Genomic DNA, 14,582 nt, shown 5'->3' with positions numbered 1-14,582 from the left:
GCCAGGCCTGCTTCAGGCGTGGTTCGGGCACAGGTTGCTGGCGCGGTAGGCTTTCACGTAGTCGTCGAAGCTGCCGGCCTGCGTGCGCTCCAGTTCCGCCTGCTCGGCCACCGACTGTTCCGCCAGTGCGCCGAAGTGCGCTTCCTGTTCCGCGCTGGGCGGATGGGCGCGGAAATATGCCGCGTGCTTCGTGCTTTGCGCGAGGCCGAACGCGGCGAACGAATTGCCGTGCCCGGCCAATTCGCGCAGCACGGCGGCCGATGGCGTGCGATCCGGATCGGCCAGCTTGGGGGCCTGCTGCGCCAGCGCATCCATGTGCTGGGTATCGCCGCGCAGGGCGTCGAGCAGTTCGGCCGCGGGGCGGATCCGTTCGAGCAATTCCTCGCCCCAGGCACGCAGCGCGATTTCCTGGCCGTCGCGCGTCAGCGTCAGGCCCGGGCGGCGGCCTTCCTTCACCGTGCGGGAAAAGTTGCGGGCCAGGATCTCGCCCTGTTCTTCCGAAATCGGCGGGCTTTCCTCGAGCGCGCAAAACAGCAGGAAGGCATCGAGGAAGCGGCCGGTCGCCAGGCCCACGCCGACCGGCTCGAACGGGTCCACGTCCAGGCAGCGCACTTCGATGTACTGCACGCCCCGGTTGCACAGCGCCTGGATCGGCCGCTCGCCGGTGCGGATCACGCGCTTCGGCCGGATCGTGGAGTAGTACTCGTTCTCGATCTGGATGACGTTGGTGGACAGTTGCTGCCACTCGCCGTTCGCATCGCGGGTGCCGATTTTCTGGTAGGGCTCGTAAGGCTGGTTGACCGCGCGGGTCAGCGTGGCCACGTAGCTGTCCAGGCTGTTTTCATGCGGGCTCAGTCCCGATTGGGCATCGTTCTGGTAGCCCAGGTCGCTCATGCGCAGGCTGGTGGCGTGAGGCAGGTACAGCGTGTCCGCCGACAGCGTTTCAAGCTTGTGCGGACGACCGCGCAGGAAGCTGCTGTTCAGTGCGGGCGACGTGCCGAACAGGTACATCAGCAGCCAGCTGTTGCGGCGGAAATTGCGGATCAGCGACAGGTAGGCTTCCGACTGGTAGGCCACCGGCGTCAGCGGCTTGGCCGCAGGCTCGTTCTCCGCGAGGATGCGCCACAGGCGTTCATCGAGCGAATAGTTGTAGTGGATGCCGGCAATGCATTGCATGGCCTTGCCGTAGCGCAGCGCCAGGCCGCGGCGGTACACGTGCTTGAGCATGCCCAGGTTCGATTTGCCGTACCAGGCGATCTGGATGTCCTGCTCGGGCGGCAGCTGGCAGGGCATCGATTCGCTCCACAGCAGCTCGTCGCCCAGCTTGCTGTAGGCGAAGCGGTGGATACCGTCCAGCTTTTCCAGCGTGGTGGCGATGTCGTTCTCGGCCGGCGTGATGAACTCGGCCAGTGTTTCCGCGTAATCCGTGGTGATCTCGGGATGCGTCAGTGCCGACCCCCAGCCTGCCGGGTGCGGCGTGCGCGCCAGGTGGCCGTCCGGCTGCACCCGCAGCGTTTCCCGTTCGATGCCTCGCAAGCCGCCCCGCAGCACGTCGCGGTGCCGATCCTCGGCCAGCAGGGCCAGGCGGCGTGTCAGTAGATTGGACAATTGGCTTTCCTTTCTGTGCATCAGACCAAAATTGCTGCGAGAGTAACCGAAATTGCAAAAACGCGTACGCTGGCGCTCGAAAGTGCCCGATCGGCGAAGTACGGGCCTGATCGGGGATTCTAGCAAAGCGATACGGGTGGTTCGGGGCGGTGGCTAACCTTGGCTGTCGCTGCGGCCGCCGGTGACGCGGGCGATGCCGGCCAGGTCGTGCCAGCTTTGCACACCGGTGTAACTTCGGACCGCCAGCAAGGCTTGCACGGCGGCGGACTGGTCGTAGCCATGCTCCATCAGCAGCCAGCCTCGCGGCGCCAGGTGCGCCGGGGCGCCGGCGACGATCGTGCGCAATGCGGACAAGCCGTCCGCATGGTCGGTCAGGGCGCCGGCGGGTTCGAAGCGCAGGTCGCCTTCGGACAGGTGGCGGTCGCCGGCCGCGATGTAAGGAGGATTGGAGACGATCAGGTCGAACGTTTCGCCGGCGATGGCGGAAAACCAGTCGCTGTGCAGGCAGCGCACCGTGACGCCGTTCAGCGCCGCATTGCGGCGCGCGATGGCCAGCGCATCGGGGCTGACGTCCAGCGCCGTCACGTGCGCATCCGGTCGCGCGTGGGCGATGGCGACGGCGATGGCACCGCTGCCGGTGCCCATGTCCAGCACGCGGCCGCGCGGCGGCAGGCGCTCCAGAGCCAGTTCCACGAGCAGTTCCGTTTCGGGGCGGGGAATCAGTACGCCGGGGCCGACCGCGAAGTCGAGTCCGTAGAATTCGCGCTTGCCCACGAGGTAGGCGACCGGTTCGCCATCGAGCCGGCGCTGCAGCAGGGCGGCTATGCGGGCCGCCTCGTCTTCGGTGAGGGCGCGGTCGGACTGCGTGATCAGCGCCGTGCGGGTGATGCCCAGCGCGTGGCACACGAGGATGCGCTGGTCGACCGGGTCGAGCAGCGGCATGCGCTGCAGCGCGGCCAGCGTGATGCCGGGGGCAACGGACACGTTCATGCCCGGCGGCGCACGAGCACCCAGATCAACGTCGCCGTCAGGATCGCGAACCAGACGGCGGACCACTGCGGCACCGACAGGCCGAGGAACATCTCGGCCTTCGTGCACAGGCCATCCGCTTCGAACAGCCATGGCAGGTAAGTGGCGGTGGGAATCTTGTTGAGCATGGTCGTCATCGGGTCGATGCCGCACGAAAAGCCGGGGTTGGCCAGCACATACAGGTGCTTGCCGACGACACCGAGTCCCCCGATCGCCGCGGCCAGCCCGACCGCCGCGCCCACCTTCGGATTGCGCCCGAACGCGCCGATCAGGCAGCCGATGGCCACGGCCAGGAACAGGTAGCGCTGGATCACGCACATGGGGCAAGGCAGCATGTCCTGCACGTGTTGCAGGTACAGCGCCACGGCGACGACCAGCAGGCAGGCCGCGGCGGTGGACAGGAGGATGGTGCGCGAGTTCGGCGAATTCATTGTCGATAACGTTGCTCGAATGTGAAGGCGCCAATTCTCGCATAAAGCGGAGAAGGGGTTTCGCGAAGCATGCTTCGCGCCTGCGTAGCGGCCATGGCATGCAGGCCATGTCCACGGGAAAGCCGGCCGATCACGGCGTCCAGCAATGGCCGAGGCCGTGAGCTGGGCTGTAGGGCGGGACTCAGTCGCCGAGTGCCGCCAGCTGTTCGGCCTGGTGCTCGGCGGACAGCGCGCCCGTCAGCTCCGTCAGGTCGCCATCCATGATCATGTCCAGCTTGTACAGCGTGAGGTTGATGCGGTGGTCCGTCATGCGGCCCTGCGGGAAGTTGTAGGTGCGGATGCGCTCGCTGCGGTCGCCGCTGCCGATCAGGCTTTTCCGGGTGGCAGCCTCCTTCGACTGCTGTTCGCGCAATTGCACGTCCTTGATGCGCGCGGCCAGCACCTTCATCGCCGAGGCCTTGTTCTTGTGCTGCGAGCGGTCGTCCTGGCATTCGACGACGATGCCGCTCGGCAGGTGCGTGATGCGTACGGCCGAGTCGGTCTTGTTGATGTGCTGGCCGCCGGCGCCGGAAGCGCGGTACGTGTCGATGCGCAGGTCGGCCGGGTTGATGTGCACGTCTTCCACCTCGTCCGCTTCCGGCATCACGGCCACCGTGCAGGCGGACGTGTGGATGCGGCCCTGCGTTTCGGTCGCAGGCACGCGCTGCACGCGGTGGCCGCCGGATTCGAACTTGAGCTTGGAGTAGGCACCGTTGCCGACGATGCGGGCGATCACTTCGCGGTAGCCGCCCAGGTCGCTTTCCGAGGCGGACACGATTTCCACCTGCCAGCGGCTGCGCTCGGCGAAACGCGTGTACATGCGCAGCAGGTCGCCGGCGAACAGCGCCGATTCGTCGCCGCCGGTACCGGCGCGGATCTCCAGGAAGATGTTGCGCTCGTCGTTGGCATCCTTCGGCAGCAGCATCTTTTGCAGGTCGAGCTCCAGGGCGGCCAGCCGGGCCTTGCCCGCTTCGATTTCTTCCTGGGCAAACTCCTTCATGTCCGGATCGCCCAGCATCTGCTGCGCTTCGTCGATATCGCCCTGCACGCCCAGGTAATCCTTGTACAGCGCCACGAGCGGGCCCAGTTCGGCGTGCTCGCGGGTCATCTTGCGGTAGCTGTCCATATTGGACGTGGCACCTTCGGACATCAGCAGTTCGTCCAGCTCCACGAGGCGGTTGGCGAGTTGGTCCAGCTTGGCCAGCATTGATGGTTTCATGGTCTCGTTCTTGTATGGGTGGTCATCGCACCGTGGGCGGTGCGGAGGCGGAAATGCAGGATGGGGCCGCTAACGGCGGCCGCGGAACAGCTGGGGCAGCAGTTCGGCCAGCTGGGCGCGCTCGGCGCCCTGGGCACGGTGCAGCGCCTGCTGCGGGCCGTGCATGAACTTGGCCGTGAGGCCTTTCGACAGCGCTTCGAGCACCGCCTCGACATCTTCGCCCTTGGCCAGCAGCTTGCGGGCACGCTCGAGCTCGGCCAGGCGGATCGCCTCGCCGTTTTCCTGCAGGCCCTGGATGACGGGCACCACGGCGCGGTCGTCGACCCAGTGCATGAACGACTGCACGCGCGTTTCGATGATCGCCTCGGCCTGCGCAACGGCGGCCTGCCGGTTCTCGATGCCGGCCTGCACGACCTTGCCCAGGTCGTCGACGGTATACAGGAACACGTCGTTCAGCCGGCCCACTTCCGGTTCGATGTCGCGCGGCACGGCCAGGTCGACCATGAACATGGGCTTGTGGCGCCGCGCCTTGATCGCCCGCTCGACCATGCCGAGGCCGATCAGCGGCAGCGACGAGGCGGTGGAGGAAATCAGGATGTCGTACTGATGCAGCTGCGTTTGCAGGTCGGCCAGCCGGACCGCCTTGCCGTTGAAGCGGTGCGCCAGCAGTTCGCCGCGCTCGAGCGTGCGGTTGGCCACCGTGATCGATTTCGGGTTCTGCGCCGCGAAGTGCGTGGCGCACAGGTCGATCATTTCGCCGGCGCCGATGAACAGCACGTTCTGTTCGGAGAGCTTGTCGAAGATGCGCTGCGACAGGCGCACGGACGCCGCCGCCATCGACACGCTGTGCGCGCCGATCTCGGTGGTGCTGCGCACTTCCTTGGCGACGGAGAAGCTGCGCTGGAACAGCTGGTGCAGGTACGTTCCCAGGCCGCCCGCCTCGTCGGCGGTGCGGATCGCATCCTTGATCTGGCCGAGGATCTGCGTTTCGCCCAGCACCATCGAATCGAGGCCGGACGCGACACGGAACGTGTGACGCACGGCTTCATGCTGCGGCAGCATGTACAGGTGCGGGCGCAGCTCGGCATAGTTCAGCTGGTGGAAATCGGCCAGGAAATGCGCACCGGCGTCGAGCGGGTTGGCGGCGCAGCTGGCAGCGTAGAGCTCGGTGCGGTTGCAGGTGGACAGGATGGCCGCCTCTTCACTGCCCTGGCCGCCCGTGCGCTGGAACCAGTTGCGCGCCGCGCGCACGGCCGACCCCAGCTGATCAGGCGCGAACGCCAGCCGTTCGCGCAGGGCGACCGGAGCTGTAGTGTGGTTGAGGCCGACGGCAAGGAGTTGCATTTCCAGAAAAATCAACGACGTAGGCTTTGATTATAGCCTGATGTGCGGCACTCGGCTGCATCACGCCCCGGCCGCCGGAATGGGACAAATTGTCCCGGTCGCGGCGTGTTCGCGGCTTTTATTGATCAATTGCCCAGTTTTTCGAGACGATAGCCGTAGCTGTAGACTGGTACCAGGCGGAAACCATTTTCAGGTTTCAACTGGAGTTTATTGCGCACACGCGACACATGGGTATCCATCGTGCGGGAGGGGACATCGGTTTCCCGTATCCAAACCGCCTCGTGAATGTAGGCACGTGACAGAGGCCGACCGATGTTGCGGAAAAACAGCAGTGCCAGGTAGAATTCCTTGTGTGTCACATCCAGCACATGCCCATCCATCAACAGCCGTCCAGGGCGGGTTTCAAAAACATACTGGCCGAAAGTCAGTTGCTCGGCACCATTTTGTGCCGGGAAGGCGCGGCGCAGCAGTGCTTGCACGCGAGCAACCATTTCGCTGCGGCGCAGTGGCTTGATCATGTAATCGTCGGCGCCCGCATCGAGGCCGGAAACGATGTCATCCTCGCCGGAACTGGTGGTCATGAACATCACGGGCGCATGGTCGTTGAGCCTCTCGCGCGCCTTGCGCATCAGTTCCGCACCCCCCATATCCACGACCTGCCAGTCGAAAATGAGCATGTCGTAGCTGTCCTTGCGCAATTGGCCAAGCAGTTCCTTGCCGGCCGGAAAGGCATGGCAAACATGGCCCGCGGAAGTCAGCACCTGCGAAATCAGCTCGGCCTGGCTTCGGTCATTATCAAGGACTACGATTCTCATCTTATCTGTGGGTTAAAGCACGGCGGTAAGGCTTGGTCACTGCGAATATAACAGGATTCGCAAAAGAATTACTAAATTGACCAAATATTGCACTAAGTAAACTTTGTTTGTGCGATTCATACGATCAGTAAACGGTACACTGGTTAAAGGCCGTTTTCAATGAACTTTTATCTTTAGCAACTTTTTAGGAGACACATTCGTGGACAGCGGCTGGGAATTGTTGCCTGTTTCAACCAGCGATATTGCCGAGGTCAGGGAACGCTGCCGTCGGCTCGTGCGGCGCCGTGCCGCGCTGGCGGCCGGGGTATCGGCCGTGCCCATCCCGGGTGTCGACATCGTGTCGGACATCAAGTTGTTCACGCAGTTGATCGACGAGGTCAATACCGCTTTCGGACTGACGGCCGAGCAGGTCGAGAAATTGCACCCGAAGTACCGGATGATCGCTTACGAGGCGTCGGTCAGTGTCGGTGGCATGCTGGTAGGCAAGTTGATCACGCGCGACCTCGTGTTCAAGCTGCTGGCGAAGAGCGGGAAAAAGCTGGTGGCGAAACAGGCATCGAAGATCGTGCCGCTGGCGGGGCAGGTGGCATCGGCCGCGATCGGTTTTTTCGCGTTCCGGCAGATCGGCTACCTGCACGTGGATGCATGCGTGAAGGTGGCGGAGGAGCTGTTGGCGGCGAAGAAAATATAACGGCCGCAGGGGGAAGGTGCAGCCCGGCAGGGCCGCACCCGGGGGACGCGTACGAATTACACGTCCATTACGCGTGCATTACGCGTGCATTACGCGTCCATCTGGCGTGCTTTACGCGTCCGGCAGCACGACGTTGACGTCGAGAACTTCCAGGTTGCCCTGGCGGTCCAGCGAAATCTTGATGTCGTCGGCATTCACTTTCGTGTACTTCGAGATGACTTCGATCAGTTCCTTGTGCAGCGCCGGCAGGAAGTCGGGGCCGCTGCGACCATTGCGCTCGCGCGCGATGATGATCTGCAGCCGTTCCTTGGCTGCGGTGGCCGTTTTCGGCTTGCTGGGGAACAGGAAAGATAGCAGTGCCATTTACTTTCCTCCAAAGATACGCTTGAACAGGCCCGGCTTTTCATAATCCGTGAAGCGCAGGGGCCGGGTTTCGCCGAGGAAGCGGGCGATGACGTCTTCATAGGCTTCCGCCACGTCCGTGCCCTTGAAGTGGATCGCGGGATTGCCCTGGTTCGAGGCATGCAGCACCTGTTCCGATTCGGGAATGATGCCCAGCAGGGGAATGCGCAGGATTTCCTGCACGTCCGTATAGCTCAGCATTTCGCCGGCTTCCACGCGTTTCGGCGAGTAACGGGTGATCAGCAGGTGTTCCTTGACCGGTTCGCCGCCCGATTGCGCGCGGCGCGACTTGGCTTGCAGGATGCCGAGGATGCGGTCGGAATCGCGCACCGACGACACTTCCGGATTGGTGACCACGATCGCTTCGTCGGCGAACGTCAGCGCCATCAGCGCGCCGTGCTCGATACCGGCCGGCGAATCGCAGATGATGTATTCGAAGCCCATGTCGATGATCTCGGCCAGCACGCGCTCCACGCCGTCTTCCGACAGCGCATCCTTGTCGCGCGTTTGCGAAGCCGGCAGGATGAACAGGTTGTCGCAGTGCTTGTCCTTGATCAGTGCCTGCGGCAGCGAGGCTTCCTTGTTGATCACATTGATCAGGTCATAGACGACGCGGCGCTCGCAACCCATGATCAGGTCGAGGTTGCGCAGGCCCACATCGAAGTCGATCACGGCGGTCTTGTGCCCGCGCATGGCGAGACCCGTGGAAAAGCTGGCGCTGGAAGTCGTCTTGCCGACACCGCCCTTGCCGGACGTTACAACAATAATTCTTGCCACGAATAATCCTTTTAATGTGAAAGCTCAGGCGCGGGGCGCGTACGCGTGGCCTGTTGAATTGCCTTAATTGACAGATTGTATATCCAGTTTGTCGCCGCTGAGCCTGATTTGTGCCGGCTGCTTGGCCTGTTCGGCGGGGAAACCGTCCTCGAACGTGCGATAGACACCGGCGATCGACACCAGTTCCGGCGACATCGACAGGGCGAAGATCCGTGCGCTGGCGTCGCCGGAGGCACCGGCCAGTGCGCGGCCGTTCAGGGTGTTGTAGACGTGGATGCTGCCGTCGGCAATGATCTCGGCGCCGTTGTTGACGACGGCCATCACGATCAGGTCGCCGCCGCGCGCATAGATGCGCTGGCCGGCGCGTACCGGCGTATCGACGATGATCGTGCCCGTATTGGCGGACGCGGCAGGAGCAGGGGCGGCGCCGGGCGTCAGTGCCGGTGCCGGGCCTGGCGCCGGCGCGGAAGTTGCAACAGGAGGGGCGGCCATGCCGGCATCATCGCTGCGGCCGGTATCGATCGACAGGCCGAGGGCCTGGATTTCTTCCACCATGTCCGGCCGGGCATTGCGCACCGCCACCGGGTTGAGGCGGTATTTCTTCAGCAGGGCGATCGTGCCGGCCCAGTCGATCCGTTGCGAGCCTGGTGCCAGGTCGCCGACATCGATGACGGCCAGGTCGCCTTCGAAGAAATCGGACACCCCGCCGGTCATGCCGCGCAGGGCGGCATCGAGGGCAATGCAGTCGGAGGTGTGCAGGATCGCGGAAACGGCAACGACGGTGGAAATCTTGATTTCGATGGGCTTCTGGAACGGGCTTTTGGACATGACGACAGTAAAAAGTTCGGGCTGGCCCGGGCCCGAGCATTTTACTGTCAAAAAACAATTATCGGGGAGGCATTTTCATGTAGCGAACAGCCTCCCGGCCTGCATTCATGCGGTTTCCCGCCAGTTGCGGGCAGCCGCTTCCGCACGCATTTGCCGTGCCGCGTCGACCATGTTGCGCAATGCCGCTTCGGTCTCTTCCCAGCCCCGCGTCTTCAGCCCGCAATCCGGGTTGACCCAGAGTTGCCCGGCCGGGATGACCGCCTGCGCGCGGCGCAGCAATGCCAGCATTTCCTCGCGGTCGGGCACGCGCGGCGAATGGATGTCGTAGACGCCCGGGCCGATGTCGTTCGGGTAGCGGAAACCGCCGAAGGCATCGAGCAGGGCCATTGCCGAGCGGGACGTTTCGATCGTGATCACGTCCGCATCGAGCGCGGCGATCTGCGGCAGGATGTCGTTGAATTCGGCGTAGCACATGTGGGTATGGATCTGCGTGCCGTCGCGTGCCACCGCGGCGGTGAGGCGAAAGGCGCGTACCGCGCGGTCCAGGTAGCCGGCCTGCGGGCCCCGGCGCAGCGGCAGCCCTTCGCGCAGTGCCGGTTCGTCGATCTGCACGATGGCGATGCCGGCCTGCTGCAGGTCGTCCACCTCGTCGCGCATCGCCAGCGCGATCTGGTCGGCCGTGTCGGCACGCGGCTGGTCGTCGCGCACGAACGACCATTGCAGGATCGTCACGGGACCCGTCAGCATGCCTTTCACCGGCAACGGCGTCAGGCTCTGCGCATACCGCGCCCACTCGACGGTGATCGGCGCCGGGCGCGACACGTCACCCCAGATGAGCGGTGGTTTCACGCAGCGCGAGCCATACGACTGCACCCAGCCATTCTGCGTGAACGCGAAGCCGGCCAGCTGCTCGCCGAAGTATTCGACCATGTCGTTGCGTTCGGCTTCGCCGTGTACCAGCACGTCCAGCCCCAACGTTTCCTGGCGGCCGATCGCATGGCCGATCTCGGCGCGCATGGCGGCCTCGTACGGGCCCACGGCCAGTTCGCCGCGCTTGAACGCGGCGCGCGCGGCGCGGATCGCCGGCGTTTGCGGGAACGAACCGATCGTGGTGGTGGGGAAGAGCGGCAGGTTCAGCCTTGCTCCCTGCAGCAGGCGGCGTTCGGCGAACGGCGACTTGCGCTGCACGGCACCGGCGGGCAGGGCCGCCAGCCGGGCCCGCACCGCCGCATCGTGCACGCGCGGGCTCGTGCGCCGTGCCGCGATGGCCGCGCGCGAGGCGGCCAGTGCTTCGACCGCCGTGGCCGGCTGTTCGATCGCGGCTTTCAGCAACGCCAGTTCATCGAGCTTTTCCCGGCCGAAGGCCAGCCAGGATTTCACTTCGGGGTCCAGGCCGCTTTCCGGTTCCAGGCTGTACGGCACGTGCAGCAGCGAGCATGACGTGGACAGCCACAGCTGGCCGTTGCGTTTTTCCAGCACCGGGGCCAGCGTGGCCAGCGCCGCGTCGAGGTCGGTACGCCAGATGTTGCGCCCGTCGACGATGCCCGCCGACAGCACCTTGTGCACCGGCAGCCAGTCGGCCACGCTGACCAGCTCGTGGGCGGCGCGCACGCCATCCACGTGCAGGCCGGCGACGGGCAGGCGGCAGGCCAGCGACAGGTTTTCTTCCAGCGGCGAGAAGTAGGTGGCCAGCAGCAGCGGCGCGCCGGCCTGGTTCAGCTGCCAGTACGCGGTGTCGAACGCGCTGCGCCATGCCTGCGGCAGGTCGAGGCCAAGGATGGGTTCCTCGACCTGCACCCAGGCCACGCCCTGTTCCTTCAGCCGTGCCAGCACCTCGCCGTAGACAGGCAGCAGCTGGTCCAGCAGGTCGAGGCGGGCGGAACCGTCGGTGGACCTGGCCAGCCACAGGAAGGTCAGCGGGCCGATCAGCGTGGCCTTCACGGCGTGGCCCAGGGCCTGCGCCTCGGCCACTTCGTCGAACAGGCGGGTCGATGCCAGTGCGAACCGCGTGCCGGCATGCAGCTCGGGGACGAGATAGTGGTAGTTGGTGTCGAACCACTTCGTCATTTCCAGTGCGGGGCTGCCGCCGCCGTGGCTGTCGCCATGGCTGTCTTGGCTGCAGCCGCAGCGTTCGGCACCCGAGCGGCCGCGCGCCAGCGTGAAGTAGCGCGCCAGCGCCGGCTCGTCCCGGAACCCGAAGCGTTCCGGTTCGCAGCCGAACAGCTGGATGTGGTTCGCCACCTGGTCATAGAAGGCAAAGTCGCCGACGGTGACGACGTCGAGCCCGGCGTCGCGTTGCAGCGCCCAGTGGCGTGCCCGCAGGGCGCGACCGGTGTCTTCCAGTTCGGCCGCGGACAGTTCACCGCGCCAGTGGCGTTCCAGGGCCGTTTTCAGTTCACGGCGTGCGCCAATGCGGGGAAAGCCGGGGATGTGCGTGCAAATGTTTTTCATGTCATCGGAGTTAAATATTAGTGAAGTAGAGTGTGCGACAATGGGGTGCATAAGCCAAACGAAACATTTTGCGGTTTAACTTGAAAATAATTCATTGACCATGCTGGAGATCCGCCACCTGCGTACGCTTGCCGCGCTGCGCTCCGCAGGCAGCCTCGTGCGCGCTGCCCAGCTGCTGAACCTGACCCAATCGGCGCTGTCGCACCAGATCAAGCTGCTGGAAGACCGCTACGGCGGCCCGCTGTTCGAGCGCAAGTCGGTGCCCATCGGCTTTACCGCCACCGGGGCGCGGCTGTTGAGGCTGGCCGACATGCTGCTGCCGGAAATCGAGCAGGCCGAGCGCGACGTGGTGCGGCTGATGCAGGGCGACCAGGGCCAGTTGCGCGTGGCCCTCGAATGCCATACCTGTTTCGACTGGCTGATGCCGGTGATGGATGAGTTTCGCAAGCGCTGGCCAGAGGTGGAGATCGACCTGGTGTCGGGGTTCCACAGCGAACCGGTCGACTTGCTGCGCGCCGGAAATGCCGACCTCGTCATCGGCTCGGACTACAGCGCCCACTATGCGACGTTCCCGCTGTTCCGCTTTGAAATCCTGACCGTGATGGCGCAAAAGCACCGGCTGGCCAGCCAGCGCCGCCTGGCGGCCGCCGATTTCGAGGGCGAAACGCTGATCACCTATCCGGTGCCGGAAGAGCGGATCGACCTGATCCGCGAGGTGCTGTGGCCCGCCGGCGTGCAGTTCGGGCGCCGCCAGGCCGAGCTGACGGTGGCGATCCTGCAACTGGTGGCCAGCCGCCGCGGTATCGCCGCGTTGCCGAACTGGGCAATCAAGAACTATGTCGACTACGACTATGTGATCGCGCGGCCGATCGGCGAGAACGGGTTGTGGAGCGACCTGTACGTGTCGGTACCGGAAGCATTGCGGCAGAAAGCCTATGTGGCGGACTTCGTGAAGGTCATTCGCGAGCAGTGCGCGGCGACACTCGATGGAATTAAATTGCTCTCATGACGCAGAGTTTGATATTTATCAAATAACTGGTCAGCTCTGCCAATTAGCATGAAAGCCTTTGCGGAATCTCAGCTGTCTTTGCTCGGTTGTGTCCGCTCATTGTGCCCGGCGATGCTTGGCGATGTCGGCGATGCCTGGCGGTAACCCGGTAATACGCGATAGTTCCGGTCGGTTTCCGGTCGGTTTCCGTTCTTGCTCAGCCGTGCTCAATGACGTTCGCTCGCCAGTTTTTTGCCTAGTTGTGTTCGCTTAGCCGTTTTCCGAAAGGACCTTCCATGTTCATGCTTCCCACGAAGTTTTTCAGCGAGTGGCCCGCTGCCCTGCCGGCCGAGTTGCCCGCCGTCCTGCCAGCCGAGCTGGTCAATGCCGGCCGCAACTTCGCCGAGACGCAGCTGGCCGGTTGCAATGCCTTGATGCGGGCCGCCTTCGAAAGCGGCGCCAGCCTCGTCGAGCTGAACGTGCATGCCACGCGCGAAGGCATCGCGGCGGCCAATGCCGTCTCGAACGGGCTGTTGTTCGTGCGCGAGCCCCGCGACCTGGTCTGCCTGACGGCTTCGCAATCCCAGCAGGCACTGGAACGTGCTCAGCGGTATGGCCGGCAGGTGGCGGGAGTCGCCAATTCCACCCAGCATCGCTTAGGCGAGCTCAGCCGCGACTTAGCTGGTAGCTTGTCCCGCAACGCTATAGAATGAAAAGTAGTAGCGCTTCGACAACCCTGCTGGCCGGTCTGGTCAGCGAACTGGAGAAAGTAAATGGATGATGTAGTCATCGTTGCCGCGGCCCGTACCGCGGTCGGCAAATTCGGCGGCAGTCTGGCCAAGATCCCTGCAGCCGACCTGGGCGCGCACGTGATCAAGGGCCTGCTGGCGCAGACCGGCATCGACCCGAACCTGGTCAGCGAAGTGATCCTGGGCCAGGTGCTGACGGCTGGCGTGGGCCAGAACCCGGGCCGCCAGGCGGTGATCAAGTCCGGCCTGCCGAACGCGATTCCCGGCTACACGATCAACAAGGTGTGCGGTAGCGGCCTGAAGGCCACGTTCCTGGCGGCGCAAGCAATCAAGGCCGGCGATTCGGACATCATCATTGCTGGCGGCCAGGAAAACATGAGCGCCTCGCCGCACGTGCTGAACGGTTCGCGCGACGGTTTCCGCATGGGCGACGTGAAGATGACGGACACGATGATCGTCGACGGCCTGTGGGACGTGTACAACCAGTACCACATGGGCATCACCGCCGAGAATGTGGCGAAGAAATATGAAATCTCGCGCACCCAGCAGGACGAATTCGCGCTGCAGTCGCAGCTGAAGGCGGAAGCGGCCCAGAAGGAAGGCAAGTTCAAGGACGAGATCCTGCCGCTGGAAATCGCGCAGAAGAAGGGCACGATCGTGTTCGACAGCGACGAATACATCAAGGCCGGTTCCACCATCGAAGGCCTGCAAGGCCTGCGCCCGGCCTTCAACAAGGAGGGTAGCGTTACCGCCGGTAACGCTTCCGGCCTCAACGACGGCGCCGCCGCCGTGGTGATGATGTCGGCCTCGAAAGCCAAGGAACTGGGCCTGAAGCCGCTGGCACGCGTCAAGGCCTACGCCTCGTCCGGCCTGGATCCTGCCTACATGGGCATGGGCCCGGTACCGGCCAGCACGCTGGCACTGAAGAAGGCCGGCTGGTCGCCGCAAGACCTGGACCTGCTGGAAATCAATGAAGCCTTCGCCGCCCAGGCATGCGCCGTGAACCAGGAAATGGGCTGGGACACCAGCAAGATCAACGTGAACGGTGGCGCGATCGCCATCGGCCACCCGATCGGCGCTTCCGGCGCCCGTATCCTGGTGACGCTGCTGCACGAGATGGTGCGCCGCGATGCGAAGAAAGGCCTGGCCTCGCTGTGCATTGGCGGCGGCATGGGCGTGGCGCTGGCCGTCGAACGCGAGTAACAATAGTA

General features: G+C 64.3%; 14 protein-coding genes. 4 read left to right on the top strand and 10 right to left on the bottom strand.

Annotated elements, in window-relative coordinates:
* Window positions 1-12: 12 nt before the first annotated feature.
* From gshA to ACY65G_RS23510, 6 genes are all read right to left on the bottom strand, one after another.
* Window positions 13-1,608: a glutamate--cysteine ligase gene (gene gshA, locus ACY65G_RS23535; RefSeq protein ID WP_464999715.1), complete on the bottom strand. Its 1,596-nt coding sequence runs from the start codon at window positions 1,606-1,608 to the stop codon at window positions 13-15.
* A 153-nt stretch (window positions 1,609-1,761) separates the two neighbouring features.
* Complete coding sequence (gene prmC / locus ACY65G_RS23530) at window positions 1,762-2,598, bottom strand: peptide chain release factor N(5)-glutamine methyltransferase (protein ID WP_464999714.1); 837 nt, start codon at window positions 2,596-2,598, stop codon at window positions 1,762-1,764.
* Entirely contained in the window at window positions 2,595-3,068 is a 474-nt protein-coding gene (locus ACY65G_RS23525) for a disulfide bond formation protein B (protein WP_464999713.1), read from the bottom strand. The genes prmC and ACY65G_RS23525 overlap by 4 nt, the downstream gene beginning before the upstream one ends.
* A 181-nt stretch (window positions 3,069-3,249) precedes the next feature.
* A complete protein-coding gene (gene prfA / locus ACY65G_RS23520; protein WP_464999712.1) occupies window positions 3,250-4,326 on the bottom strand; it encodes a peptide chain release factor 1 in 1,077 nt (358 codons plus the stop codon).
* 69 nt (window positions 4,327-4,395) lie between these two features.
* Complete coding sequence (gene hemA / locus ACY65G_RS23515; protein ID WP_464999711.1) at window positions 4,396-5,670, bottom strand: glutamyl-tRNA reductase; 1,275 nt, start codon at window positions 5,668-5,670, stop codon at window positions 4,396-4,398.
* A gap of 125 nt (window positions 5,671-5,795) precedes the next feature.
* Window positions 5,796-6,485, bottom strand: a complete 690-nt coding sequence (locus ACY65G_RS23510; protein WP_464999710.1) for a response regulator transcription factor — start codon at window positions 6,483-6,485, stop codon at window positions 5,796-5,798.
* A gap of 199 nt (window positions 6,486-6,684) precedes the next feature.
* On the opposite strand from ACY65G_RS23510, the gene ACY65G_RS23505 reads away from it, so the two are divergent.
* Complete coding sequence (locus tag ACY65G_RS23505) at window positions 6,685-7,176, top strand: hypothetical protein (protein ID WP_464999709.1); 492 nt, start codon at window positions 6,685-6,687, stop codon at window positions 7,174-7,176.
* A gap of 111 nt (window positions 7,177-7,287) precedes the next feature.
* On the opposite strand, the gene minE is transcribed toward ACY65G_RS23505, so the two are convergent.
* From minE to metE, 4 genes are all read right to left on the bottom strand, one after another.
* A complete protein-coding gene (gene minE / locus ACY65G_RS23500) occupies window positions 7,288-7,539 on the bottom strand; it encodes a cell division topological specificity factor MinE (RefSeq protein ID WP_130186775.1) in 252 nt (83 codons plus the stop codon).
* The gene (gene minD, locus ACY65G_RS23495; protein WP_130186774.1) at window positions 7,540-8,355 is read right to left on the bottom strand and encodes a septum site-determining protein MinD; all 816 of its coding nucleotides are present in this window, start codon (window positions 8,353-8,355) and stop codon (window positions 7,540-7,542) included. It abuts the gene before it with no gap.
* Window positions 8,356-8,418: 63 nt separating this feature from the next.
* The gene (minC, locus tag ACY65G_RS23490) at window positions 8,419-9,183 is read right to left on the bottom strand and encodes a septum site-determining protein MinC (RefSeq protein WP_464999708.1); all 765 of its coding nucleotides are present in this window, start codon (window positions 9,181-9,183) and stop codon (window positions 8,419-8,421) included.
* Between the two features lie 105 nt (window positions 9,184-9,288).
* A complete protein-coding gene (metE, locus tag ACY65G_RS23485) occupies window positions 9,289-11,634 on the bottom strand; it encodes a 5-methyltetrahydropteroyltriglutamate--homocysteine S-methyltransferase (protein ID WP_464999707.1) in 2,346 nt (781 codons plus the stop codon).
* A gap of 100 nt (window positions 11,635-11,734) precedes the next feature.
* On the opposite strand from metE, the gene ACY65G_RS23480 reads away from it, so the two are divergent.
* The 3 genes from ACY65G_RS23480 to ACY65G_RS23470 all read left to right on the top strand — a co-directional run bounded on the left by ACY65G_RS23480 (window position 11,735) and on the right by ACY65G_RS23470 (window position 14,574).
* Window positions 11,735-12,643 carry a LysR family transcriptional regulator gene (locus ACY65G_RS23480; protein WP_464999706.1) on the top strand — a complete coding sequence of 303 codons (909 nt, stop codon included), beginning with the start codon at window positions 11,735-11,737 and terminating at the stop codon, window positions 12,641-12,643.
* 275 nt (window positions 12,644-12,918) lie between these two features.
* Window positions 12,919-13,335 carry a TIGR01841 family phasin gene (gene phaP, locus ACY65G_RS23475; RefSeq protein ID WP_464999705.1) on the top strand — a complete coding sequence of 139 codons (417 nt, stop codon included), beginning with the start codon at window positions 12,919-12,921 and terminating at the stop codon, window positions 13,333-13,335.
* A 60-nt stretch (window positions 13,336-13,395) separates the two neighbouring features.
* Window positions 13,396-14,574, top strand: a complete 1,179-nt coding sequence (locus tag ACY65G_RS23470) for an acetyl-CoA C-acetyltransferase (RefSeq protein ID WP_464999704.1) — start codon at window positions 13,396-13,398, stop codon at window positions 14,572-14,574.
* Window positions 14,575-14,582: the final 8 nt, after the last annotated feature.

The sequence above is a fragment of the Pseudoduganella sp. jia 12 genome, from assembly GCF_055502675.1.
Note: the sequence above shows the minus strand (reverse complement) of the source record. Positions and strands in the feature narration are given on the sequence as shown.

Bases quoted from the DNA above. Each gene is read 5' to 3' on its own strand.
- prmC (WP_464999714.1), bottom strand. From the start codon at position 2,598: ATGAACGTGTCCGTTGCCCCCGGCATCACGCTGGCCGCGCTGCAGCGC.
- ACY65G_RS23525 (WP_464999713.1), bottom strand. From the start codon at position 3,068: ATGAATTCGCCGAACTCGCGCACCATCCTCCTGTCCACCGCCGCGGCC.
- prfA (WP_464999712.1), bottom strand. From the start codon at position 4,326: ATGAAACCATCAATGCTGGCCAAGCTGGACCAACTCGCCAACCGCCTC.
- hemA (WP_464999711.1), bottom strand. From the start codon at position 5,670: ATGCAACTCCTTGCCGTCGGCCTCAACCACACTACAGCTCCGGTCGCC.
- ACY65G_RS23510 (WP_464999710.1), bottom strand. From the start codon at position 6,485: ATGAGAATCGTAGTCCTTGATAATGACCGAAGCCAGGCCGAGCTGATT.
- minE (WP_130186775.1), bottom strand. From the start codon at position 7,539: ATGGCACTGCTATCTTTCCTGTTCCCCAGCAAGCCGAAAACGGCCACC.
- minC (WP_464999708.1), bottom strand. From the start codon at position 9,183: ATGTCCAAAAGCCCGTTCCAGAAGCCCATCGAAATCAAGATTTCCACC.
- metE (WP_464999707.1), bottom strand. From the start codon at position 11,634: ATGAAAAACATTTGCACGCACATCCCCGGCTTTCCCCGCATTGGCGCA.
- ACY65G_RS23480 (WP_464999706.1), top strand. From the start codon at position 11,735: ATGCTGGAGATCCGCCACCTGCGTACGCTTGCCGCGCTGCGCTCCGCA.
- phaP (WP_464999705.1), top strand. From the start codon at position 12,919: ATGTTCATGCTTCCCACGAAGTTTTTCAGCGAGTGGCCCGCTGCCCTG.
- ACY65G_RS23470 (WP_464999704.1), top strand. From the start codon at position 13,396: ATGGATGATGTAGTCATCGTTGCCGCGGCCCGTACCGCGGTCGGCAAA.